Source organism: Sphingomonas sp. P3_C5 (genome assembly GCF_056402635.1).
This window is the reverse complement of sequence record NZ_JBFUHA010000011.1, coordinates 113,883-137,646: the sequence shown is the minus strand read 5'-3', so window position 1 is coordinate 137,646 and position 23,764 is coordinate 113,883. Positions and strand designations below refer to the sequence as shown.

The window sequence follows — 23,764 nt, the reverse complement described above, 5'->3', positions numbered from 1 at the left end:
CGGCAACATTTGCGGGAGATGTTTCCGTCGAATCCGCAACCTCCCCGACTGGAGCGCAGCCTGTCGCGGCCATGTCGCTATTCTCGGAGAAGAACGGCAAAAAGCCGACTGGTTCGAAAGCGAAGGATTGCGCGTCGGAAATGTCGCTGAAGCCGCCACCCGATACCGAGACTTCGCGATCGCAGACTGCGGGAGCCTCCACCACCGCAGCCGCGTCGATCGTGACGGATCCGGTCGCGCCCTGTTCGGGATCGTGAAGGGACGATTGCGCGACGTTTGCGGGCTCAGTTGCCCGTCCCTGCGCGCCATCTCCCTCCATCTTCCGGCAGAGCTCGCTATCGCGGCGGCACAACTCCACATAGCCTAGCGGGGTATCCGCCACTGGACCCAGTGTAACAAAGGGCCCCGTTTTGGCGAGGGCAGGGCTCGATAACGCCGAGCCAGCGAATAAGATCGCGACGCCGGCCCAGATAGAGGTCGATAGTGCCCTGTGCATGAAGGCACCGGTAACCCGGCATAATCGAAGGCTTTGTTTAGACGGTAGGTTAACTTGGCGTTTAGGGTAAAATCACGCCGTAATTTGAATCGGAGAGGCCACTCACAGCATCGTAGTGCCAAGGAAATGCCCGCTTGAATCGAACTGATCGATCTGGAAGGGAGTTTGCGCCGCAGGGTTGTAATAATCGATTTCACTGCTGTGATCTGCGTGCATCAGCTTGATATTCTTGCTGCCGTCTACAGCATAACTCGCCCAGCTGGAAAGGCTCCAGTCGCTATTGAAGTCGCCATGGCTGGTGAGCCTGCCGGTGGGGTCATAATTGTCGAGAGCGATGTGGCCGTTATTTTCGAGATAGGAGTGCTGCTGGACGTGCCCGAACGTGTCGTAGATCATCGTATCGAGAAAGCCCCAGTCGACATTGTACGTGTCGACTTCCTTGACGATTCCGCTTTGATATTGTGTGCGAACATGCCCGCTCGCGGTGTCGTCCGCGGTTGAGACAAATGCACCGCTGGCATCGTGCTGCTCCGAGTGTACGACCGTGGTCGTTCCGGGCGCGTAGAGATGCAGCGAGTAGCTGCCGTCACTGGCAAATACCTTGTCGCCGCCCACTGCGCCCGCCACGGTGATGAACTGGGCAGACAAAGGCTTTGCGGTTGCCGGATCATAGCCAGTCAGCCAGCCCGAACCATCGGCGCTCGCGATCCACTGGCGCAGCATATGCCCGTCGGGATCATATTCGCTTCGGCTGATCAAGTGATTGGATGCGTCGACGATGTCGCTCATCGACGCGTGCGCGCTGCCGAACCCGAACGTGTCGATCTGCTGCGCGCCGTTGGCGAGAGCKGTCCGCGAAACCTGCACATCGAAATAATTCTGGAGCACGCCCATTTGCGCGGCGTCCTTGAGGCCAACGCCGGGCTCGACCGAGAACATGTAGTTACCCTGCCAGCTCTCGCCGGCCGCCCAGTACGTCACGCCCTGCCATACGTCCTGGTTCAGCTTCAGGAACGCCAGGCTATTGTCGAGTGCCGCGAGCGACGCGCTGTCGGACGCGACGCCCACTTCGCCAAGGTATAGCCGCACGCCAGCGGTGCGCGCCCAGTCGGTGACGGCGCTCAGCCGCTCTGCCCCGATGGTCGATGAAACGACCGACGCATGCGTACCCGACCCATCGCTGTCGAGATATTGATGGATTTCAAACGCATAGTTGTTGAGCGGATCGATAATGGCGCCCGTCGCGCCCAGCACTCTGGCATTGTCCGTGGTGGTCCAGGTCGAGCCGGCGTCCCAATGCACGCCGGGGATCAGTATCTGCTGGGTGGCGCCGCTGGCACGGATTGCGCCGATGGCGGCATTGACCATCGGCAGCCATGCAGCAGCCGTTGCCTGTTGCGGCTCATTCATGAGATCGAAGATGACGTTCGGATCGCCCTTCAGCGCTCCGGAAAGCTTCGACCACACATCTGCAAAGGCGCTCGTCGGTACGTCCGCCGTGCCGATCAGTTTGCCATTATAAGCGCCGTAATTGTGGAGATCGACGATAAGAGTCAGCCCCTGCGCTTTCGCATAATCAGCAGTCTGCTGGATCTTCGCGAGGTAGGCAGGGTCTAGCGCGCCGTTCAACGTGGGCTGCAGACTTTCCCAGGATATGGTGAGGCGGACCGTGTCCATCCCCTTGGCAGCAAAATATTGCAGCTCTTCGTGGGTCGGGAAATAGTCGATGCCGGTCTTCTGGCCGGCCGCTCCGATATACTCAGCTCCGCTGATATTGATGCCAACGCTGAGCGCATGGGTCGATGGGGAAACCACGTCCGCAAAGTGAAAATTCGCAGATGTCAGGTCGCTCGTGATGACGCCCTTCAGCGTGAGGCTGGTCGCGCTGTCGAGGCGCAGGATCGTGTCGCTGCCGCTCTGGATCAGATGGGACTGGATCTGTGCGAAGCTTGAAAAGGCGTAATGATCGAGCTCGATAATATCAGCCCCGACACCCTTGGCGCTGAAGTCGGTGATGACATCCGCGCCGTCTCCCTTTGCATGGACGAACAGGTCGTTTCCGCCCCCGCCGGTCAGCGTGTCGTTGCCCAATGCGCCCTTCAGAATGTCATTTCCGGTCCCGCCCACAATGCTGTCCGCCGCCGCGGTGCCTGTGAGGGTAAGCGGCGTGCCCGCCGAAAATGTGACACTGCCATTGCTTGCTAATGTCGTCTTCCCGTTTGTCACCATCACGCCATCATAGGATGCGCTGCGGACAAAAAGGTTGCGATCCTCGTGCAGTGTCAGGTCGCCATGCGCATCGTTGATATATTTGACTGTGACGGCGTGGGTCCCGGCGCCCCAGTCGCCGCGCAGCGTGACGGTATCGACATGCCCGCTTGTCCGTGTGGATGCGGCCGCGAAGGTGCCGCCGACCTGCTTGCCGTCGACAAAGACCTGATATTGCGCATCGCCCTGATACGCATCCTCTGCGATCTGGAGGACGATCGTATCGGCGCCAGTTCCGACATTGATCGCGCCGTTGACCGGCGACGTCACCGTGTGAACGGTCGCGGTGCCGTTCGCATAGAGGTTCGCCTTGCCGTCACCGATGGTGATGCCGTTATAGCTGACACTGTCGACATAGAGATTGCGGTCGAGGCCGGACACAAGATCCCTGGCATCGTTGATGAACTTGACGCTGATGTCGTGCGGCCCTGGTCCGAAGTCGCCATGGAATGTCACCGTGTCGGTCTGACCATTTTTGCGGAGTGCGGATGCAGTGAGGGTGCCACTGATCTGCTTGCCGTCGACGAACACCTGATACTGGGCGTCATCCAGATAGGCATCCTGGGAGATTTTCAGGACCAGCGTGTCCGGTCCGGTTCCCTGATCGAGCGTTTTCGGCGTGTAGTCGGAAATGGTGGTGACCATGGTGTGCACATCCCCCGGTAAAGCACTGACACCAATGGGGGTTAACTCTCGAAGGTAACCTAAATTAGAACAGTGAACATGCTGGTAACCAAAGAGATTTTTAGACCGAGATTGCACGGTGCGCCTGGGCGGGCGGTGCGGCGCGGATATGCGGGCGCGATTTTTCCGAGAGCGAGCTCCAAGAGGCCGGCGCGGCGCAGAATTCGATGCGGCCCGTCGCTATTCTGCCGTCAACAGCTCGCGTTCACTGCCTTCGAGGTAGAGCGCGGTGAGGACGCCGGTTCGAAAGGCGCCGCTATCGATTCCGATGCGATTGCTGAGAAATTCGGTCGTCGTGGTGATGCTGTGCCCGTGGACCACCATCACGCCGTGATCGCGACGATCCTCGAGGAAGGCGTCCCGAATCCAGATCAGATCCTCGCGATTCTGGTGCTTGATTCGGACACCGGGGCGAATGCCGGCGTGGCAGAAAAAATAGTCACCGGACTGAGCCGTGACAGGCAGGTTCCGCATCCAGTCGATCAGGTCTTCGGGGATTGCAGCCCGCATCGCCGCAACGATCTCGCGGACGTCGGCCTCGTCGCCAGGCGGCGTGATGCCGAAGCTGCGGAGCGTCGCGTCACCGCCGAATTCCAGCCATGGGCGGACCGCATTCAAATCGCCTTCATAGGCGGCAACCATCATCTCCTCATGATTGCCCTGGAGCACGAGAAAACGCGGGGTGCGGCTCTGAATTGACCGTGCCAGACGGATGATATCGGCCGAGCGATCGCCTCGATCGATCAGGTCCCCCAACAGAACGACATAGGACGAACGCGCCGGCGGCAAGCCGGCGGCATGTGCTTCGACCTTGTCGAGAAGGCGACGCAGCAGCTCATAGCAGCCATGAACATCACCAATAGCGTAAATACGGTCGCCGGAACGGGTCGCGAATTTGCGATCACGTTTGCCAAATATATTCACCATTCAAAGCGCCCCGCGCCGCCACAATGCGGTCAGGCCGTCTGGCGAGTTGTGAGGAAATTATCGAAATACGCGATTGTCCGGATCAGGCCTTCGCGCAACGAAACCGTCGGGCTCCAGCCCAGCGTTTCGCGCGCGACCGTGATATCGGGCTTGCGCTGTTTCGGATCGTCAGCGGGCAAGGGCAGGTGGATGATCTTTGATCGAGAGCCGGTCAGCTCGATCACCTGCTCCGCAAGCTCAACCATGGTGAACTCGCCGGGATTGCCGAGGTTGATCGGGCCGGTCACGCTATCATCGGTCGCCATGAGCTTCACGAAACCATCGATCAGATCGGTGGCGAAGCAGAAGGAGCGCGTCTGGCTGCCGTCGCCGAAGACGGTGATGTCATTGCCCTGCAGCGCCTGGACGATGAAGCTCGAGACCACGCGACCGTCATTCGGGTGCATGCGCGGCCCATAGGTGTTGAATATCCGCGCGACCTTGATTCTCAGATTATGCTGGCGGCGATAGTCGAAGAACAAAGTTTCAGCGCAGCGCTTCCCCTCGTCATAGCAGGAGCGAATGCCGATTGGGTTGACGTTTCCCCAATACGCCTCGGTCTGAGGGTGGACTTCCGGGTCGCCATACACTTCCGAGGTGGAAGCCTGCATGACCTTCGCGCCCACGCGCTTCGCGAGGCCGAGCATGTTGATCGCTCCGGATACGCTGGTCTTGGTCGTCTGGACCGGGTCGCGCTGGTAGTGGATCGGGCTTGCGGGGCAAGCCAGATTGTAGATCTCATCAACCTCTACGTAAAAAGGGAAGCATACGTCGTGCCGTACGAGTTCAAAGTTCGGAAAGTCTCGCAGGTGCTGGATATTGTGATGGTTGCCAGTGTAGAAATTGTCCACGCAGATAACGTGAGCGCCGCTCTCCACCAGAAGCTCGCAAAGATACGATCCAAGAAAGCCGGCCCCTCCAGTGATCAATATTCTCTTGTCAAGATGCATACTGGTTCCATCGTATTTTCGCCGGGGGCTTTATTGTAAAACAAGGGCCGCTTTATATGGAGGCGCTGCCATCGCTCACACCGGATGACGGCCAGCCTGGCCCTCCGGATGCCTAAAAGGCATTCTGATGGGTGAGGACGCCGAAGGTGCTGAAGAGAATGGAGATGTCGCGTGAAATGCGCCATCCCTCGATATATTCCATGTCAGCCTGGAGCCGATTGGTCAGGTCGCTCTCCTCATTGGTCGCGCCGCGATAGCCGCGGACCTGAGCCAGGCCGGTGATGCCGGGCTTGAGCTGATGGCGCTGCCAATATTTGATATCGATATCCCAGAACAGCTGGCCGGCCGCCTTTGTGCCCAGCGGATGGGGACGCGGGCCAACCAGGCTCATGTCGCCCAGCAAGACATTGAAGAGCTGGGGAAGCTCATCGATGCTCGTTGACCGGATGAAGCGCCCGACGCGCGTGATCCGATCATCGTCGCGAGATGTCGAACGTCCGCCGGAATGGTCACTGCCTTCCGTTTTCATGCTGCGGAACTTCAAGACCTTGAACAGCTGGTTGCCGCGACCGAACCGGTCCTGCTTGAAAAGGACCGGCCCCGGAGAGTCGAGCTTGATCAGGATGGCCACCACGACAAGCAGCGGCGCCAGGGCAATGATGAGAGGGACGGTGATGGCGATGTCGAACAGGCGCTTGCGCAGCCGATCGGTGAGGCTCAGGGGCCGATGAGAGACTCGCAAGCTCAGTTTTCCATTCCTTTTGCCCATGCCGATGACACCGAGATCGTCCTTGCGGTCGACCAGGATTTCACCGTCGATATGCGCGCCCTTCAGCATCAGCGCCCAGGCGCTTTGCCGCGCTGTGACACTGTCGATGATGATTCGATCGAACATTGCGGCCAGCCGACCGAAATTTCCGAGCATTGCCGGATCAGTCAGGTCCGGACTGAGGCCCGCAGTGCTGGCGTCCATGATTGCGTTCACATCGGCATCGAGCCACGCATCGATCGGCGTGCCATCGACAATCACCAGCTGATTGATCAGGCCATCGGGGAATTTTGCTGCGACGCCGCGTGCGAAAAGAGCCCGGCCGACCAATAGCAAGGTGCCGCCCAAGCCAATGCTCAGGGTGAATGCGGCGCGTGAGATGTCCGCGCTGCCCTTCACCTGGAACGCGACGAACACTACGATCACCGTAGCGCGTACCAGTGATGAGGCGGCCCGCCGCATAGAGGCCCAGGTGTTTGTCAGGGACGCGAAGCCCCAGACGCCGCTGCCGGATCCGAGCAGCAGGTACAGCATGATAACCGCTAGTGAGGGATAAAAGGCCAATGCCAGCTGATGAGTCTGGCCCATCGCTGCGGTCGAGATGAGCGCGCCACACAAAAGCGCGACCAGATCGCACACGAGCAGCTGCACGTAGAGGATCATGCGCCGCGATTGCATCGAGATGCGCTGATCTCCCAAAAAAGGGCGCGCCTGCATCTCATGGGTTCCGATGGTAATCTGCTGATACACTGACACAGTCCTCAGCCCCGCGAGATTCGTTGTGCAACGCACAATAAATACCGCAGTTGCGTTGTCTACGCTAGATCAAATGTGAGGCGATGTGCGAAGTTGGTACACTTGTACAATGATGGTACCGCTCACAGTAGTGAGGCGCACAAAATTAGGTAGCTATCAGAGAATCTTAAATGATCAGGGCTGGGCTTAGAGAAACAGCTTGAGCAGAGCGCCAACCGCACAAAGAAGTGCCAATGGCCCAAGAATCCGCGATCCGATACGGATAAGCGGGTCCACCCTATCAGCAAATCGCGGTTTCAAGCCCACCTTGGACGGTGGTGCCAACCAGACTAATCCAGCCATGTCTCTCTCCTGCTCAACTCTTTGCCTGAGTAAATGCTGAAGTTCAATGGCTGAGCCCTGATCGCCGACCGAATCCTGCGCGCCTTTGACAAAGCACTCGGACTCCGGAAGATCATTCCTGGCGGCTAACATCGATCCTGCTCCTACGTCGAATTCGACTTATCGCTACAATAGTTAATAAACCTCTTAGAAGCCTAGCGCAGAAGCAGCCGATTCGACGTATTTTTTTGTGTGATTTCAGAGGCTCGCAGAGACCTGTGCCCGAGCGCCTAAGGGAAGATACCTACGCTGCCGAACCTCGTTCGTAGCCGCTATGCAGGACCAGCCGGCCAGCCCTCGCGCGTCTTGAGGAGACCCGCCGCGCGGCCCGCCTCGATGACGGCAATTGCGTCGCGACGGCAGGCGGAGCCGATGGCGGAGTCGGTGATCGCTATATCCGGCGTGGACGATCGCAGATTGGCGACGATCCGCGTCAGCAGCGTTTCGAGCGTGTCGGGCACGAGATGGAGGTGTGGGCGGAGTTGCAAAGACTCCTCGTCCTGCGACGGAGCACCCAATGGAAGCGCGCCGCTCATCGGCAGGCGTCACGCATAACGCCGAGATCGGCTCGCCTGTTTTCACCCATCGCGCGTCCTGCTCCTGACCGGCAAAAAGCGTTTGCCTAACATACAATCTAGCGGCGCTTTTCGCGGCGTACAGACCAAAAAAGGAGGCCGCCGATTCTCCCGCTCCCGGAGGCTGCGCACGGCACGACGGGAATTGGTTGTGTCGGTCATGTCAAAGAGCATCGCGGCCGCTTCTGACGGCCCGTTCTCGCTATGGCCGATTTCAGGCACGGGTTGAATCGCCGCCGCACAGAGCGATCCTGTTGGAGTGTGACATAATTCGGCGTGAATTTCGGGCCGCCGAAGGGCTAACAGGAGGGGAATCCTGGAAAAACCGGCTCGGCGCGTTGGAGAATATTGTCATGCCTATCGGGGGTTCTGACAATCGACCACCTGGCGGGCGTGGGGCGCGATGGTCGACGATCGCGCCTTGGGCGTTGGAAATGTCATGAGGGGTCGCTGACATTTCCTATCTGTACAGAACATTGTACATAATCACTCAGGGGCGGTTCCAGTCTGGCGACGCGAATGCTTGCTCCGCCGTCACCCAATCAGAAAAATCGGACCGTGCGCGCGACCGCTGGGGTGTCGCGCCAAGTGTTAGCGCTTGTTTGCGAAAGGGCGCGGTGCGATCGTAGGAACACGGGCGAAAAGAAGCTGTCCGAGCACAGGAGAGGCCAATGAATATGCGATGGGGAATAGCCGCCGGCTTGCTGGCGGTTGCCATGCCGATGTCCGCATCGGCGCAGTTTCTCGGCAAGTCCGAGATGCCGACGACCGCACCCAAGCTGGGCACGATATGGTCGCCCAAGCCGACCAAGCTCCCCCCTTATGTCGCACCGAACAAGGTCATCTGGCGCCTCGCCGACATCCTCGCAGCGCATAAGGGGAAGGCGGCCTGGGTTCAGCCGATCGTCCGCAATTCGGATCAGGAGGCAGACTATATCGCGATGGCGCCCGGCACCAAGACCAAGGCGCATCTGTACGCCGACGATCGCGTCGTCTGGATCGTTCAGGACGGTTCGATGAAGGTGACCATCGACGGCTATCCGCCGTTCGTCGCGACCAAGGGCTTCATGGTCAACGTGCCATTCCGCCATGTCTACACGATCGAAACGCTCGGCGATAAGCCGTCGCTGCGCTTCGAGGTGCGGCAAGCCGGTGCAATCCCGCTCTATCCGGCGACCGAGACTCCCGATCCAGTGCCCGGTTTCACCTACCAGAAGGTCAGTGCCAATCCCGGGCCGAACAAGGAGACGGAGAGCAACCCGATCTATGTCGATTTCTGGAAACAGGTCGTGCAGGAGGGCGGCACGCCGAGCAAGTTCGTGTGGGATGACCATTTCACGTCGAACATCCTGCGCGGCAAGGGCGCGCCGGTGCCGCCCGACACCAATCTCGGCCACTTCCATGTCCGCATGACTGAGTTCTGGTTCATCATGGAAGGCCGGATCGGCTACAAGATCGATGGCCTACCCTATTTCGTGGCTGATCAGGGCGATGTCGTCACCGCCGTCGCCGGCCGCTTTCACCGCGCCGGCAATGATCCGAGCGCGCCGATGTCAACGCGCATTCCGTTCAATCCGCGGCCGCCGATTCTCCATAACTTCCAGCCGGCCGACTAAGGGCTTTCCGCGTCAGTCGGGCTCATTGAAACAACGGACGCGGGCGCCTGAAAGCGTCCGCGACGTTGCTGTGTGGCTGATTTCGCGCGCAGCCTCGGGTGGGGAAACTGCCGCCGCTCCTCCGGGGATATGGTCTCAGCACAGGCGACCGGCCCGCCACCTTGTGCTAACCTGAGCCGTCACAAGGCATTTAGGGAAGAAAATGATCGGAATAGCACTTCTCGCGTCTGCCATCATGGCAGCAACCCCTACCAAGACCGATGTTCTGCCGGGTGACGAAACAATCTACCATCAGGCGCTGGAGTGCAGCGTCTATTCACGACTCGCCAAATCAATACATGCAAGTAATCCGAGTGCGGTCGCAATGGATAACAAACTGGATGTCTATTGGACAAAGCGCAGTGAAGAGATCGGCGCGAAAGCCGGCCTCACTTCCCAGACCGTCAGCATGCAATCGCTGGTTATTGAGATAAAGGCCGAGCGCTTCACGCCCGTAATGCTTGCTTGCCTGCAAGCGACTCCCGAGAAAGCGCTGCGCTGACCAAGCGCTAGACTCATACTTACTTCCGAGCTGCCCGGTCGAGACCCATGCGCAGTGAACCTGCGGCCACATCCGGATCGGCCCGGGCATGGCGGCCGCACCGACTACCCCGCCTGGCAGAGGCGGGCCGCCTTTGGGGCTCGTGCTGCAATAAAGGCGATCGGCTCGACCGTCGCGATGGCGTTCAGGCAAGGGCGCGAAGAGGGCGCGGGTGGACAGCGTTTCAGTTGAACTTTGACGCATCGGCTGTCGCATCCGGCGCCCGCCTTCTATACGCTAGCGCAAAGCATGGAGGCAGTATGACGACTATTCGCATTGACGTGGTCGCCAGGGATCACGAGCTCAAGCCCTGGGCCGTTTTTGCCTGGTTCGATGACGGCGAAATTTCCGAGACAGGTACCGAGACAAAAGAGCAGGCAGAGAAGCTTGCCAGCGACCTGCTCCGCAATTTCAAAATGATGGCCCGCGCGCAATCGAGCGTTGGCGCCCACTTCGAAGCCAACGATGCCTGAAGGGGCCCAACAGGCAGAAGCGCGCTGATCACCCAGCGGCTTCTGCCGGGACGGGATCGTCCTCGGGTAGCGCACCGATCACTGACTTCACTTCAAGGAACTCCTCGAGCCCGAACTTGCCGAACTCCCGGCCATTGCCCGATTGCTTGTAGCCGCCGAACGGCATGTCGAAAGCGAGGCCGCCAGCGTTGACGAACACCGCGCCCGCACGGATTTTCGGGACGATCGTCTTTGCTCTCGCCGGATCGCCGGCGATGTATGCGCCGAGGCCATAGGGCGTATCGTTGGCGATCTTCACTGCGTCCGCATCGTCCTTGTACGGCATGATGACGAGGACCGGGCCGAAGATTTCTTCCTTCGCGATCGTCATGTCTGGCGTGACGTTGGCGAAGACGGTGGGCTTGACGTAGAAGCCGTGATCCTTGCCTTCCGGCCGGCCGGTGCCACCGGCGACGAGCGTGGCGCCTTCGTCGATGCCTTTCTGGATCAGGCCCTGGATCTTGTTCCACTGGCTCTCATTGACGACAGGGCCGATATGATCGCCCTCGGTCAGCGGCTCGCCGACCTGCTTGGCCGAGAACATTGCGCCGACCTTCTGCGCCGCTTCGTCATGCTGGGAGGTGTGGACCAGCATCCGCGTTGGCGCGATACAGCTTTGGCCTGAGTTGAGCAGCACGCCGCCGACGCCGCCGGGCAAGGCCTGGTCGAGCGGCGCGCCTTCGAGGATGATGTTGGGGGATTTGCCGCCCAGCTCCTGCGCGACCCGCTTGACCGTGTCGGCTGCGTTCTTGGCGACCATGATGCCGGCTCGGGTCGAGCCGGTGAAGCTGATCATGTCGATGCCGGGATGCTTTGCGAGCGCGGTGCCGACGCCGGCGCCGTCACCCTGGACGAGGTTGAAGACACCCGCGGGTACGCCGGCCGCATCCATCACCTCGGCGAAGATCGCGGCCGAGCTTGGCGCTTCCTCGGAGGGCTTCAGGATCATGGTGCAGCCGGCGGCGAGGCAGGGGCCGACCTTGGCGACGATCTGGTTCATCGGCCAGTTCCACGGCGTGATCAGCGCGACCACGCCGATCGGCTCGCGGACGACGGTGTTGTCGCCGATCTTCTCCTTGAAATCATAGGCCTGGAGCGCCTTCAGCGCATTGGCGAGATGGCCCATGCCGGAGCCGGCCTGGGCTGTCTTGGCGATCGAGATCGGGCAGCCCATCTCGGTCGCGATTGCCTCGGCGATGTCGGGCACGCGCTTGCCATATTCCTCCATCACGCGCTGGAGGAGCGCAACGCGTTCGGCCTTGGACGTCTGCGAGAAGCTTTCAAACGCGCGGCGTGCGGCGGTCACTGCATCATCGACATCTTCGGGGGTGCCGAGCACGATCTCGGACGCAATCCCTTCGGTTGCGGGGTTGATCACCTTGTGCCTGCGGCCGCACTTGCTGTCGACCCAGCGGCCGTCGATGTAGTTTTGCAGATAGCTTTTCATGGCAGGTCCTTTTCGGGGGGTATCAGGCGGGCAGCAGGCCCAGATCGGTATCGGTGGCGGGGGTGCCCCATTTGTCGCGCGGCGGCAGGGGCCGGGTGTCCCAGGCGGGCTCGAGCGTGAAGCTCGAGATGGTGCGCCCTTCCGGGATTTTGCCGTTTCCGCCGCCCTGGCTGTAATCATAATAGAGCGTCATCAGCTCGCGGTGGCCGTGGTGGCGCTGAGCGACCGGATGCGACACGCACGCCTCGCGCCAGCGCAGCACGCGGGTGAGGTGCTGCGGGACTTCATAGGCTTCGTAATGTTCGAGGAACCACAGGCGCTTGAACATCGGGGTGAAGGCGACCTCGGCCCAGCCGAACTGATCGAACAGGAAATCGGAATCGGGCGCATAGTAACGGAGGAAATCGTCGAGCCGCGCATATTGCGCATCGACCTCGGCCTTCATCTCGTCGCGCTTGGTGGGGTCGCGGTTGAGGATCATGCGGTATCCGGCACCGGTGAACGCACCGTCAGTCGCGCACAGCATTGCCTCGACGGCATGCTCGTAAGGATCGCGGCGCGTGACTGGCCGTTCGGGGAAGCGATCCTCGAAATAGCGCATGATGACCATGCTCTCTTTCAGCGTCTCGCCATTCTCGAGCTCGAGCGCGGGGAGGGCGGTGGTACCGCGGGTCTTGCGGAGCAGCCATTCCGGGCGCGGCTTCGAGATGTCGATGACATGGTCCGCCATCACATCGTGGAGCCCCTTGAGATCGAGCAGCAGCTCGACCCGCTCCGAAAAGGGGCAACCGGGGATGTGGTACATGCGGAGCGCGCCGCTCGCGGGTTCGTTGTTCCACGCCATCATGCTCTCCTCAGGCGGCCTTTGCGGTGGCGCCGCGGTTCAGCGGAGCCGGTGCCGCGCCGGTGCCGTTCCTGGCGAACGGTTCCGGATCGCCGTCCCGCAGTTCGAGCCCGAACAGGCTGTGCATCGCTGGATGGCGTCCAAGCCCGCCGTAAAGATCGAAGCCGCGATCGAGCCAGTCGCGCAGCGGATCGTCAGCGGTGAGCGGCGGCGTGGTGGCGACCGATCCGGTCCAGAGGAACACGGCGAGCGCGGTGTAATCGGCGTAGTTGGGCGCGTCGCCGCCGAGCCAAGGGGTTTCGCGCAGCAATTGGCGGAGCGGTTCGAGCGTCGGCGGCACCAGCGGCAACCGGTCCTCGCGACCCGCCTGCACGTCCTCCAGTTTCTGGCCGCCGAGGAACATTGTCTCGCGGGTGGTGCGGACATATTCATGGTCATGCGGATAGGAGAGATTGTGATAATCGAGGATGTAGCAGCGGAACCATGGGCTGATGGCCGTGCGCCATAGCCAGCCGTCGAGGAATTTGGTCAGCACTTTCATGCTCGGCCCCTCGAACAGCATCGGCCGATCGGGATAGGTCTCATCGAGATATTCAGCGATCAGCCAGCTATCGAGCACCCATTTGCCGTCATCGACGATCGCGGGGAGGCGTTCCGAGCGACCGCCGGTGCGTTCGAGGATGCCGGTGAAGCCGCCGGGGATGAGATCGACCTCGAACCCCTTGTGCGCGAGCGCATAGCGGGTGCGCCAGACGAACGGGCTGATCGTGCAGCCCGATGCCAGGTTGAGATCATAGAGGGTGATGCGGTTGTCCTGCGCCATGGTCGTGCTCAGGCCGCCGGAGCCGGCTCGCGGACCGGCATCTCGGTCTTCGATTGCGCGAACATCGCCTGCGCCGCGGGGCGCGCGTTGATGCGATCGATCCAGGCGACGAGATTGGGCGTCGCCTCTGCGTTGACGATGTCGGCGAAACCGAACTGCATGCGGTTGGCGATCGCGAAGTTGCAGATATCGGCGAGGGTATAGTCGTCGCCGGCGAGCCAGGGGCTTTCCGCCAGCCGCGCCTCGAGCTTTGCGACTGAGACGCGGATCTTGCGCATCTCCTCGTCGAGCACGGCCTGGGGGAAGCCGGCGCGGGCATTGCGCCATTTCGCCTGTTGCTCGGGGATCGGGATGTGCTTCAGCTTTTCCTCGAACTCCTCGTCGGTCAGCTTGCGCGCCATCGGGCCGATCATGCGCTCCCAGCCGATGGTCGAGACGCACCAGCAGAAATATTCGTCGACCCATTTGGTCCAGACCCGCATCTCGGCGGTCTTCACCGGATCGGTCGGGCGCAGCTTGGGCGCGTCGGGGAAGGCGTCTTCGAGATATTCGCAGATCACGGTCGATTCGACGATGATATGGCCGTCATGGTCGAGCGCGGGCACCTGGCCGCGCGGGTTGATTTTTTTGAACCAGTCCTCGTGATGCTCGAATTTCGTCGGATCGACGAAGCGCGGGGTGAATTCCAGGCCCTTTTCATAGAGCGCGAGCAGGGGCTTCAGCGAGTTGGCCGCCGGTCCGAAGCTGTACAGGGTCAACATGGGCGCTCTCTCTCCTCCCGGAATCGCGCCGTTGCGCGTTGCGGCCTTGCTGGCGGGCGGGCGGGGCGGCTGCAAGTCGTCTGGTGATACTATCACCCGCAATGACAGCATGGCGGGTGCGCTTGCTCGCCGCCGCGCACGATGCTTCACCTCCGGCAAGAGGAGAGGCCAATGCTCGAATTGCTGACGTCCGAGACCCCCAATGGCTGGAAGGTCGCGATCCTGCTCGAGGAACTTCGCGTGCCGTACAAGGTGACGCCGATCTCGCTCACCAACCGCGTGCAGAAAGAGGATTGGTATGTCGCGCTGAACCCCAATGGGCGCATTCCGACTTTGGTCGATCATGATGCCGGGGATTTCGCGATCTTCGAATCCGGCGCGATCATGATCTATCTCGCGGAGAAGTTCGGGCGCTTCCTGCCGGCTGATGTCGAGAGGCGGAGCCGGGTGATCCAGTGGCTGATGTGGCAGATGTCGGGCCTCGGGCCGATGATGGGGCAGGCCACAGTCTTCAACCGCTATTTCGAGGAGAAGCTGCCCCAGGTGATCGACCGCTATGTGCGCGAGAGCCGGCGGCTGTTCGAGGTGATGGATACGCATCTGGCGAGGCGGGAATATCTCGCGGGCGACTATTCGATCGCCGACATGGCGTGCTTCCCCTGGGTGCGCGGGCATGACTGGGCACAGGTGCCGATCGACGGGCTCGACCATCTGCGGCGCTGGTTCGACGAGATCGCCGCGCGCCCGGCGGTGCAGCGCGGGCTGCTCGTGCCCGAGCCGCCCAAGGCTGAGGAAATGGAGGCGAAGACCGTCACACAGGGCAAGAATATCCTGGCCTGATGAGACATAGGAGGTTGCCAGATTGACGCATCTTGCGAGCGCCCTTCTTCCCCTCTCCTTTTCAGGAGAGGGGCAAGCTGCGCAGCAGCGCGGGGTGAGGTTGAGTGCGAGACGCTCATGCTGGTCACCCTCACCCTTCCCATCGCTGCGCGATGGGCCCCTTCCCTCTCCCGCTGGGAGAGGGAAAAGCAAGGTTCTGCCGAATTGTGTCGTAGTTTGGGAAGAGAGGAAGGATGGCGACAATGGTTGAGCCGAGCCGGGCGCCCGAGGCTGTCGAGACGGCAATCGACTATCTGTTGCCGACGTCGAAGATCAATCGCCGCTTCTGGGCGCCGGGCAAGGAATTCAACACCGGCGAGTATCAGCCCTATCCGGTCACGATCCGGAACGCGCGGCTGGCGGAGGAGCCGCTCGCGCTCGACACGCATGGCTTTTGTATCTCGCGCCAGCCGAGCGCGATCCGCGACTTTCGCGACCAGGAGGAACTGAAGCGCGACTATCCCGGCGAGGTGATCGCGATCGCCAAGCGGCTCACCGGCTGTGATCTGGTGGTGCCGATGGGCGGGCAGCTTCGCTCGCCGGTGATTTCAGGGCCGGGAATCCAGCCGCCGGCGGCTGAGGCGCATGTCGACTTCAACACGGCGACCGCGCACCGCATCGCGGGGAATATCTATGAGAAGGCGGTGCCGGATGGGCCCGGTTTCGGGCGCTTTATCGCCTTCAGCCTGTGGCGGACGTTCTCGCCGCCGCCGCAGGACTGGCCGCTCGCCTTGTGCGATTTCCGCAGCGTTGGGGACGAGGATGCGGTCGCCAATGTGAAGGTGGATGTCGACGAGATCCCGACCGGTGACGCGCTTTACGCGCCGATCGAGGGCGAGGATCAGATGGCGGCGGCGACCATCTTCCATCACAATCCGGCGCATCGGTGGTGGTATTTCCCGGATATGACGGCGGACGAGGTGATCTTCATCAAGTTCCACGACAGCGATCATGGGCGTGCGTGGCGGGCGCCGCATACTGCGTTTCATGACACGAGCCGGCCGGATGCGGTGGTTCGGGAGAGTTATGAGTTTCGGGCGATTGCTTATTTTAGCCGGTGAGCTGGGATCGAAAACCTCTAAGCCCCTCCCCTTCAGGAGTGTCAGGTGAACAGCGCCCCGCGCTGTTCAGGACATGCTGGGAGCATGTCCGACCTGACACTGGGTTGGGGTGGGGCAGTGCCGCACAACCGGCGCTCGCGGATAGGCCCCACCCCCAGCCCCTCCCCTGAAGGGGAGGGGAGAAAGTGTCGCGCTTCCTGCAATCTGATATCAGCCGTTGACCAGGTTCAGTGCGTGGTCGCCGCCAGTTTCGCCAGGCGCTCGGCGCTTGGCGCATCGAGCGGGGCGAACAGGATGAGCCGCTGCCCGGGCGCGCCTTCGACGGCATAGGAGCTGTGCCAGAAGCTGATATCGCCCACGCCGGGCATCAGCGCGATGTTGATGTGTTCCGAATAGGGCAGGATGTTCGATTCCTGCCAGCATTCGCGGAACAGCTCGGAACGCTCCATCATCTCGGCGATGATCGCGTCGAAGATCTCGGGCTTCGAGGTGCGGCTGTAATCCCATTTGAAGCGGGCGACGAGGCGGTGGCCCATTTCGCGGTAATGGCTGGGGTCGTTGCGATAGCGCTCGCTGAGCATCAGTATCTTGAACAGGTTGCGTTCGTTGCGCGGCAGGGGCGCGTAATCGCGGAAGGCGCGGGTGACGAGCGGGTTCCAGCCGATCACCGTCCAGTCCTCGATGATGATCAGTGCCGGGATCGAAAGGCTGTTCATCATGTGCTGGGTCGCCGGGCGGATATCCTCGTCGATCTGGGTCTCGAGCGGCGGGGGGCGGTGCTGCGCCAGCGCGAACAGGAATTCGCGCTCGTTCGCGTCGAGCCTGAGGGTGCGGCCGAGCCGCTCGATCATCGGCACCGAGAGCTGGACTTCGCGGCCCTGCTCGAACCAAGTGTACCAGGTGACGCTCATGCCGGCGAGTGCTGCGACCTCCTCGCGACGCAGACCCTGGGTACGGCGCCGCTCGCCGGCCGGCAGCCCGACATCGGTGGGGGACAATCGGGCGCGCGCCGATTTCAGGAAGCGGGAGAGTTCTTCACGATGCGCCATGGCTTATCCAGTTACTCCCAATGATGGCACACCGACCCGTCTAGTGCGGTTCGCCGCATTCTGCGACTTCCGGTCTCGAAGCGCCAGCCTGTATGCGGCGCGAGACTGGAGAAGCAAGCTTGGCCGACAAGGTCTTCATCACCTGCGCCGTCACCGGAAGCGCGCCGATGCCCAACCATCCCAATTTCCCGTTCCGGCCCGAGCATGTCGCGGCGGAGGCGCTGACGGCGGCCGAGGCCGGAGCAGCGATCATCCACCTCCATGTTCGCGAGCGCGAGACCGGGGTGCCGAGCCAGGCGCTCGACGATTACCGGGAGGTGGTGGGGCTGATCCGCGCGAAGAATGATGCGGTGATCCTGAACGTCACCACCGGCCCGGGCTGCACCTGGATGCAGAGCGATGAGGATCCTGCGGTCGCCGGCCCCGGCACGTTGATGTTCACGGCCGAGCGGCGGCTCGAGCATATCCTCGATCTCAAGCCCGATATGTGCACGCTCGACATCTGCACGATGCAGCTCTGGGGCGGGGTCGCGATCAACCTCGATCCGATGATCACGCGGATGGGGCATATGATCCAGGATGCCGGCGTGGTGCCCGAGATCGAATGCTTCGAGGCGGGCGATTTCGTGTTCGCCGATGATCTGATGGCGAAGGGGGCGATCCCGAAGACGGCGCCTTTCTCGTTCGTGCTCGGCACCAAATACGGCCTGCCGGCGACGCCCGAGGCGATGATGTACGCGCGCAACCAGATCCCGCGCGGGGCGCGCTGGACGGGGTTCGGGGTCAGCCGGCATTCTTTCCCGATGGCGGCGCAGGCGGTGCTGCTCGGCGGCAATGTTCGGGTCGGCTTCGAGGACACGATCTATCTGCGCCGGGGGCAGCTCGCCAATGACAATGCGGCTTTGGTGCATTGGGGCGTGGACCTGGTCGAGCGGCTTGGCGGCGATGTCGCGAGCGTTGAGGAAACACGGGAGATGCTTGGGCTCGCGCACTGAATCATACCATAAAAACGGAGAGGAAAAACATGGCCGAAGAGCCTGAAAAGACGGCGCCTATGGCTGAGGTGCGCGGCAGGACCGCGTTCATCACCGGCGGCGCCAATGGCATCGGGCTCGGCATCGCGCGGGCGCTGGTGAAGGCGGGCGCCAATGTGGTGATCGCCGATATTCGCGAGAGCTCGCTTGCCGAGGCGAAGGCGTCGCTGGGTGCCGATGATCAGGTCGAGACCGTGCGGCTCGACGTGACGGACCGCGCCGGTTTCGTGCGGGCGGCGGATACGGCCGAGGCGCGGTTCGGCAAGATCCATATGCTGATCGGCAATGCCGGGGTCGGCGTGATGGGGCCGATCGTCGACACGAAATATGATGACTGGGACTGGGCAATGGGGGTCAATTTCGGGGGCGTGATCAACGGCCTCGTCACGATCCTGCCGCGCATGCGGGCGCATGGCGAAGGGGGGCAGATCGTCACCACCTCGTCGCAATCGGCGCTGATCCCGATCAGCTTCTCGGCGACCTATACCGCGGCCAAGGCGGCGGTGCTGGGGCTGTCGGAATCTATCCGCGGCGAGCTGGCCGGGGAGAATATCGGCGTTTCGGCTTTCATGCCGGGGCCGGTGCAGAGCAATATCGCAATGTCGGGCGAGCTTCGGCCCGATCGGTTCAAGCAGGATAGCGGCTATGCCGAGCGGGAGGCGCAACTCGGCAAGCGCCCGGTTTCGCCGCTGTGGATGTCGGCCGACGAGGTTGGCGAGCGGGTGCTTGCGGGGATCCGGAACAACGATCTTTATATCCTGACTCATCCCGAATTCGCCCAGGGCATGCGGACGCGGTTCGATGCGATCCTGGCTTCGATGCCTGATGAGCCGATCAACCAGGAGCGGGCTGAGGGGATTGGCTTTCTGCTCGGTAACAAGGTGTTCGACGAACAGCTTGCGCGCCGTACTGCCGATCCTGTCACAAGCCCGGAGGTGGCGAAATGACGAAGGTCGCAGGGCGCACCGCCTTCATCACCGGCGGGGGATCGGGCGTTGCGCTTGGCCAGGCGAAGGTCTTCGCTGCCGCCGGGTGCAAGGTCGCGATCGCTGATATCCGGCAGGACCATCTCGACGAGGCGATGGAGTATTTTGCCGGCACCGATGCTGAGGTGATGGCGGTGAAGCTCGATATCACCGACCGCGCCGCCTATGCCGCGGCTGCCGATCAGGTCGAGGCGAAACTCGGGCCGGTCGAGCTGCTGTTCAACACGGCGGGCGTGTCGATCTTCGGTCCCCTGCAGAAGGCGACCTATGACGATTGGGACTGGCAGCTCGACGTCAATCTGAAGGGTGTGATCAACGGCATCCAGACCTTCGTTCCGCGGATGATCGCGCGCGGCAATGGCGGGCATATCGTCAACACCGCCTCCATGTCGGCGTTCGTCGCGCTGAAGGGGACGGGCATTTACTGCACCTMGAAGATGGCGATCCGCGGGCTTTCGGAATGCCTTGCGCTCGATCTTGCCGATGAGGGGATCGGCGTGTCGATGCTGTGCCCGGGTGCGGTGAATACCAACATCCATGAGGCCGTGCTGACGCGGCCGGCGCATTTGCAGAATACGGGCTATTATGGCGCCGACCCGGAGGTTTTCGCGCATTTGAAGCGGGTGATCTCGGTCGGGATGGAGCCTGAGACTTTGGCGCGATATGTCCTTGAAGGGGTTGAAGCGGATCAGCTTTATATCCTGCCTTACCCCGAGTTCCGAGGTACGCTTGAGGAGATCCACGAGCGGGTGATGGCTGCGCTGGCCAAGCCCGAGGATGATCCGGAATATGAGAAGCGCGTCGCTCATGGGGTGCCGGGCGGGCAGAAGAAGGTGGCGGCCGAGGGGTGAGCCTTTGGTCAGCCCCTCCCCTTCAGGAGTGCCAGGTGAACAGCGCCCCGCGCTGTTCAGGACATGCTGGGAGCATGTCCGACCTGGCACTGGGTTGGGGTGGGGCAGCGTCGAGCGGGGCTCGATGCCCCGATCGGCGCTTCGGTCTGGACGGCACGAGTCTTTTTGAGCGCGCAGACGCGCGCCCCCACCCCTAACCCCWCCCCTGAAGGGGAGGGGCTGATACTTGAAGCCGAAGCGCCTAACCCGCGAGCGACAGCATCAGCGTGAGCAGCTGCTCGGGCTGGTCGCCCATCACATTATGGCTCGCGTCCGCGCGGTGGACTTCCCAGGCTGGGTCGGCCGCGACCGTCGCGTGGAACCCGGCGAACGGCGTCGGCTGCCAGCTTTCGGCGAAGATATAGACGCGGCGCCCGACCTTGGCTTCCTCGCCGGTGAAGCGGACCGGTTCGATCAGCGTCAGCAGCGGATGGCGGCCGACGCCGACGCCGGTCACGCCGGGTAAGGGCGCGACAAGGCCGGGGGCGTCGCGCTGGGCGTTGATATAATGCCGGTGTTCATACTCGCCGGTGATGTCCCAGAGCGACTGACCGTCGCCCGGGAGGAACGCATCGATATAGACCAAGGCGTCGATCCGCGCGCCAAGCTTCGCCGCGACGCCGGTGACCACCATGCCGCCATAGCTGTGGCCGGCAAGCACGAAGCGCTCGAAGCCTGCCGCCTCGATCTGCTCGACCACATCAGCGATGTGTCGGGACAGATCGATCGCGGGGGACAGTTCGTCCGCCCGCGACCCCAGCCCGGTCAGCGCGGCGATGACGACGCGGTGGCCCGCGTCGCGCAATTCGCCGGCCAACCGCGCATAGGCGTTTCCGCCGCTCCACGCGCCATGGACTAGGACATAGTCGGTCACGCCGGCTGAGTGGTCCGCCACCCCTGATGATAAGTTTCGCGGGCGACGCGCGAATAGGGGACCGAGCTGACGATCGCGCGGACTTCGAGCTGCTTGTGCGGCTCGACCGTGGTTTTCCGCGTGCCGCCGTTCGGCTCGCCCCACACAACCTTCACTTCAGTGCCGACCTCGATCGAGGGATCGATCGTCGCGAGGCTCAGCGCGGTCTTTTCGTTGAAGCTGTAGCCGGTGAACATCGACAGGCCGACGGCATTGCCGTTCGCATCCTTGACCGCATCGTAGTTGGACGAGGCATAGTTCGCGAGCGGCAGGTCGAAGAACTTGTACTGCTCGCCGTCCGGATCGAACAGGGAGGCGAAGATCTTCGCCATGTCGTCGGGGTTCCAGGCGAGCGTCACCTTCCTGCGCTGCGCCGAGCCGTCGATCTTCTCAAGGGCTTCGCGGCCGTGGAAATCATGGTCGAACTTGACGAACGGGCCGTAACCCAGCTCCCACGGATTGCGGTAATAATCCTCGATATTGTCCGAGACGAAGCTGCCGCCGATCGAGCCGGTCGCCTCATAGCTGTCGGCACCGAGCCACTCGCGATACGCCTTGAGCTTCTCGCCGGTGTAGATCGCCGGGAGCGGCGAGGGGATCCAGCCGCTTTCGAGCGTGTTCGAAGGGTAAGCGCGGCTGCCGCACGGCACGATGCCGAATTCCTTGCCCGCTTCGAGGATCGCCGAGCGGATTTCCTCCTGCTCGTCATAGGGACCCCAGATCTCGAGGCCAGGCGCGCCGGACATGCCGTGGCGCAGCGTGCGCACCTTGCGGCCGGCGATGTTCATCTCGCTCATGTTGAAGAATTTGAGCTGCTCGACGGGGCCGCCATTGAGCTTCTCGATGATCGCCCAAGCGTTCGGGCCCTGGATCTGGAAGCGCCAGTTGATGCGCTTGACCGGCTTGCCCATCGGGCGCGACGGGCTGCGATCGTCCTTGACGATCTCGACATCATAGCCGCCGGTCTCGGCCTGGAACATCAGCCAGTTCGCGGCGGGCGCGCGGCCGACATAGACGAACTCCTCCTCGGCGAGCCAGAAGATGATGCCGTCGCCGATGACATGGCCATAAGGCGTGGTCGGGACATATTGCTTGGCCTTGTTGACGCCCCATCCCTTGGGCGAGTTGATCATCGTGTCGGTGAGGAGCCTGAGCGCGTCTTTTCCGCGGATGAAGAGATCGACCATGTGGTGCGACTGGTCGAACAGGACGGCCGAGTGCTGCCACGCCCATTGCTCGCTGCGCCAGTTGTGGAATTCCGGCGCGACGACCGGATAGACATAGGCGCCAAGCTGCGAATTGCGCAGCATTTCAACGGGGTTACCTGCCTGTTGAAGCAATGTTTCGAGTGAATTGGCCATCATTTCCTCTCCTCTTGCGCTCGACAACCGGCTGCCGGTGCGGCGCGAAATGCGGGCCTGCATAGAAATAAACTGTATGTAACGCAAACGATTTTGATGAGGTTATGGTTGATGGCTCGGTGACTGTCGTGGCGTCGATTGCGGGAAGGGGAGGCTGACCACCTAAAGGCGAATCAACTGGTGGTGGCCGACGACGAGCGGAGCAGCGGCGGTGAGTATCTGCGTCAGGCCGGCTGCCGGATCGAAACGCGTTTAACTACCTGTCGTCACCCCGGACTTGTTCCGGGGTCCATGGCGCCGCGAACGCAACGCCTGCACACCCTGCGGAAACATGGATGCCGGAACAAGTCCGGCATGACGGGAATGGAAGTTGGGTCGACGAACTCTCTAGCGTGCGTGGCCTGACCAGGTGCGCAGGCCCGGTTCGGTATGGTCGGGCATGGCGAGCGCCTGCTGCATTGCCGGGCGTGCGGTCACGCGGTCGCGCCATTCGACGAGGCGGGGGCAGCGGGTTGCGATCGCCATTTCGGGGAACATGCGCTCGACCATCATGCCGCAATGGGAATAGAAATTGATGTCGGCCAGCGTGTAGGTTGCGCCGGCGAGCCAGGGCGTCTTCGCCAGCTGCGCCTCGACCTTGTCGACCGCATATTCGACCTTCTCGGTCGCGTTGGCGAGCTGCTCGTCCGAAAAGCCCGAGCGCGCGGCCATCCATTTCTTGCGCTGGTCGGGCAGGGGCACGCGTTCCATCAGCGCTTCGAACTCGCCGCTGTCGATCTTGCGGGCGATGATCCGCACCATGCGGTGCCAGCCATGCATCGAGACGTGGTTCGTCACATGCTCGTCAACGAACTTGTTCCAGTAGCGCATCCGGGCATTGCCCTCGGGCGTGTTGGGGCGGAGCGGCGGTGTGTCGGGGAAGGCGTCTTCGAGATATTCGTTGATCACGGTGGTGTGGGTGATGATCGTGCCGTCGTGATCGAGCACCGGGACCTGGCCTTCCGGATTGATCGCAGTGAACCATTCCGAATGCTGCTCGAACTTGTGCAGGTTCACATAGACGCTCTCGAACGCGAGCCCCTTTTCGAACAGGGGCGCCATCGATTTGAGCGAATTGGCGAGCGGTTCGGCGTGATAATATTTGAGCATTATGATGCTGCCTT

Annotated in this window: 22 protein-coding genes; 9 read left to right on the top strand and 13 right to left on the bottom strand. The window is 62.0% G+C overall.

Annotated features, from left to right (window positions below; genetic code table 11):
• The first annotated feature begins 71 nt into the window (after positions 1–71).
• Positions 72–257, top strand: coding sequence for a hypothetical protein (locus AC1DVS_RS22655; RefSeq protein ID WP_478026598.1), 186 nt, complete (start codon positions 72–74; stop codon positions 255–257).
• A 341-nt stretch (positions 258–598) separates the two neighbouring features.
• On the opposite strand, the gene AC1DVS_RS22650 is transcribed toward AC1DVS_RS22655, so the two are convergent.
• From AC1DVS_RS22650 to AC1DVS_RS22630, 5 genes are all read right to left on the bottom strand, one after another.
• Positions 599–3,409 (bottom strand): cellulase family glycosylhydrolase, encoded by a 2,811-nt coding sequence (locus AC1DVS_RS22650; RefSeq protein ID WP_478026596.1) that lies wholly within the window; start codon positions 3,407–3,409, stop codon positions 599–601.
• Positions 3,410–3,628: 219 nt separating this feature from the next.
• The gene (locus tag AC1DVS_RS22645; RefSeq protein WP_478026595.1) at positions 3,629–4,375 is read right to left on the bottom strand and encodes a metallophosphoesterase family protein; all 747 of its coding nucleotides are present in this window, start codon (positions 4,373–4,375) and stop codon (positions 3,629–3,631) included.
• A 29-nt stretch (positions 4,376–4,404) separates the two neighbouring features.
• Entirely contained in the window at positions 4,405–5,364 is a 960-nt protein-coding gene (locus tag AC1DVS_RS22640) for a UDP-glucuronic acid decarboxylase family protein (RefSeq protein ID WP_478026594.1), read from the bottom strand.
• A 112-nt stretch (positions 5,365–5,476) separates the two neighbouring features.
• Positions 5,477–6,796 carry a sugar transferase gene (locus tag AC1DVS_RS22635; protein ID WP_478026592.1) on the bottom strand — a complete coding sequence of 440 codons (1,320 nt, stop codon included), beginning with the start codon at positions 6,794–6,796 and terminating at the stop codon, positions 5,477–5,479.
• 746 nt (positions 6,797–7,542) lie between these two features.
• Positions 7,543–7,758, bottom strand: a complete 216-nt coding sequence (locus AC1DVS_RS22630) for a hypothetical protein (RefSeq protein WP_478026591.1) — start codon at positions 7,756–7,758, stop codon at positions 7,543–7,545.
• Positions 7,759–8,516: 758 nt separating this feature from the next.
• Between AC1DVS_RS22630 and AC1DVS_RS22625 the strand changes: the two genes are divergently transcribed.
• The 3 genes from AC1DVS_RS22625 to AC1DVS_RS22615 all read left to right on the top strand — a co-directional run bounded on the left by AC1DVS_RS22625 (position 8,517) and on the right by AC1DVS_RS22615 (position 10,514).
• Positions 8,517–9,461 (top strand): cupin domain-containing protein, encoded by a 945-nt coding sequence (locus AC1DVS_RS22625; protein ID WP_478026590.1) that lies wholly within the window; start codon positions 8,517–8,519, stop codon positions 9,459–9,461.
• 202 nt (positions 9,462–9,663) lie between these two features.
• Entirely contained in the window at positions 9,664–10,002 is a 339-nt protein-coding gene (locus AC1DVS_RS22620) for a hypothetical protein (RefSeq protein ID WP_478026589.1), read from the top strand.
• Between the two features lie 299 nt (positions 10,003–10,301).
• Positions 10,302–10,514 carry a hypothetical protein gene (locus AC1DVS_RS22615; RefSeq protein ID WP_478026587.1) on the top strand — a complete coding sequence of 71 codons (213 nt, stop codon included), beginning with the start codon at positions 10,302–10,304 and terminating at the stop codon, positions 10,512–10,514.
• Positions 10,515–10,542: 28 nt separating this feature from the next.
• Here AC1DVS_RS22615 and AC1DVS_RS22610 read toward each other — a convergent pair whose 3' ends face one another.
• Genes AC1DVS_RS22610 through AC1DVS_RS22595 form a run of 4 tightly spaced genes read right to left on the bottom strand, consistent with a single transcriptional unit; the run spans position 10,543 to position 14,428 of the window.
• Positions 10,543–12,000 carry an aldehyde dehydrogenase family protein gene (locus AC1DVS_RS22610; RefSeq protein ID WP_478026586.1) on the bottom strand — a complete coding sequence of 486 codons (1,458 nt, stop codon included), beginning with the start codon at positions 11,998–12,000 and terminating at the stop codon, positions 10,543–10,545.
• Positions 12,001–12,022: 22 nt separating this feature from the next.
• The gene (locus AC1DVS_RS22605; protein ID WP_478026585.1) at positions 12,023–12,844 is read right to left on the bottom strand and encodes a glutathione S-transferase family protein; all 822 of its coding nucleotides are present in this window, start codon (positions 12,842–12,844) and stop codon (positions 12,023–12,025) included.
• Between the two features lie 10 nt (positions 12,845–12,854).
• Positions 12,855–13,667: a beta-etherase gene (locus AC1DVS_RS22600; RefSeq protein ID WP_478026583.1), complete on the bottom strand. Its 813-nt coding sequence runs from the start codon at positions 13,665–13,667 to the stop codon at positions 12,855–12,857.
• An 8-nt stretch (positions 13,668–13,675) separates the two neighbouring features.
• Positions 13,676–14,428, bottom strand: a complete 753-nt coding sequence (locus AC1DVS_RS22595; protein ID WP_478026582.1) for a glutathione S-transferase family protein — start codon at positions 14,426–14,428, stop codon at positions 13,676–13,678.
• A 171-nt stretch (positions 14,429–14,599) separates the two neighbouring features.
• Between AC1DVS_RS22595 and AC1DVS_RS22590 the strand changes: the two genes are divergently transcribed.
• Together AC1DVS_RS22590 and AC1DVS_RS22585 are read left to right on the top strand one after the other, a co-directional pair.
• Entirely contained in the window at positions 14,600–15,268 is a 669-nt protein-coding gene (locus AC1DVS_RS22590) for a glutathione S-transferase family protein (RefSeq protein WP_478026580.1), read from the top strand.
• A 242-nt stretch (positions 15,269–15,510) separates the two neighbouring features.
• Positions 15,511–16,368: a CmcJ/NvfI family oxidoreductase gene (locus tag AC1DVS_RS22585; protein ID WP_478026579.1), complete on the top strand. Its 858-nt coding sequence runs from the start codon at positions 15,511–15,513 to the stop codon at positions 16,366–16,368.
• Between the two features lie 227 nt (positions 16,369–16,595).
• Here AC1DVS_RS22585 and AC1DVS_RS22580 read toward each other — a convergent pair whose 3' ends face one another.
• The gene (locus AC1DVS_RS22580; RefSeq protein WP_478026577.1) at positions 16,596–17,417 is read right to left on the bottom strand and encodes a helix-turn-helix transcriptional regulator; all 822 of its coding nucleotides are present in this window, start codon (positions 17,415–17,417) and stop codon (positions 16,596–16,598) included.
• 119 nt (positions 17,418–17,536) lie between these two features.
• On the opposite strand from AC1DVS_RS22580, the gene AC1DVS_RS22575 reads away from it, so the two are divergent.
• Genes AC1DVS_RS22575 through AC1DVS_RS22565 form a run of 3 tightly spaced genes read left to right on the top strand, consistent with a single transcriptional unit; the run spans position 17,537 to position 20,288 of the window.
• Positions 17,537–18,412 carry a beta-keto acid cleavage family enzyme gene (locus AC1DVS_RS22575; RefSeq protein WP_478026576.1) on the top strand — a complete coding sequence of 292 codons (876 nt, stop codon included), beginning with the start codon at positions 17,537–17,539 and terminating at the stop codon, positions 18,410–18,412.
• A gap of 29 nt (positions 18,413–18,441) precedes the next feature.
• Complete coding sequence (locus AC1DVS_RS22570) at positions 18,442–19,398, top strand: SDR family oxidoreductase (RefSeq protein ID WP_478026574.1); 957 nt, start codon at positions 18,442–18,444, stop codon at positions 19,396–19,398.
• Entirely contained in the window at positions 19,395–20,288 is an 894-nt protein-coding gene (locus AC1DVS_RS22565) for an SDR family NAD(P)-dependent oxidoreductase (RefSeq protein ID WP_478026572.1), read from the top strand. The genes AC1DVS_RS22570 and AC1DVS_RS22565 overlap by 4 nt, the downstream gene beginning before the upstream one ends.
• A 241-nt stretch (positions 20,289–20,529) precedes the next feature.
• Here the strand turns inward: AC1DVS_RS22565 and AC1DVS_RS22560 are convergent, their stop codons facing one another.
• The 3 genes from AC1DVS_RS22560 to AC1DVS_RS22550 form a co-directional block, all read right to left on the bottom strand.
• Complete coding sequence (locus AC1DVS_RS22560; RefSeq protein WP_478026570.1) at positions 20,530–21,201, bottom strand: alpha/beta fold hydrolase; 672 nt, start codon at positions 21,199–21,201, stop codon at positions 20,530–20,532.
• Entirely contained in the window at positions 21,198–22,604 is a 1,407-nt protein-coding gene (gene ligM / locus AC1DVS_RS22555) for a vanillate/3-O-methylgallate O-demethylase (RefSeq protein ID WP_478026568.1), read from the bottom strand. The genes AC1DVS_RS22560 and ligM overlap by 4 nt, the downstream gene beginning before the upstream one ends.
• Before the next feature lie 384 nt (positions 22,605–22,988).
• Positions 22,989–23,750, bottom strand: a complete 762-nt coding sequence (locus AC1DVS_RS22550) for a glutathione S-transferase family protein (protein ID WP_478026567.1) — start codon at positions 23,748–23,750, stop codon at positions 22,989–22,991.
• Between the last annotated feature and the right edge of the window lie 14 nt (positions 23,751–23,764).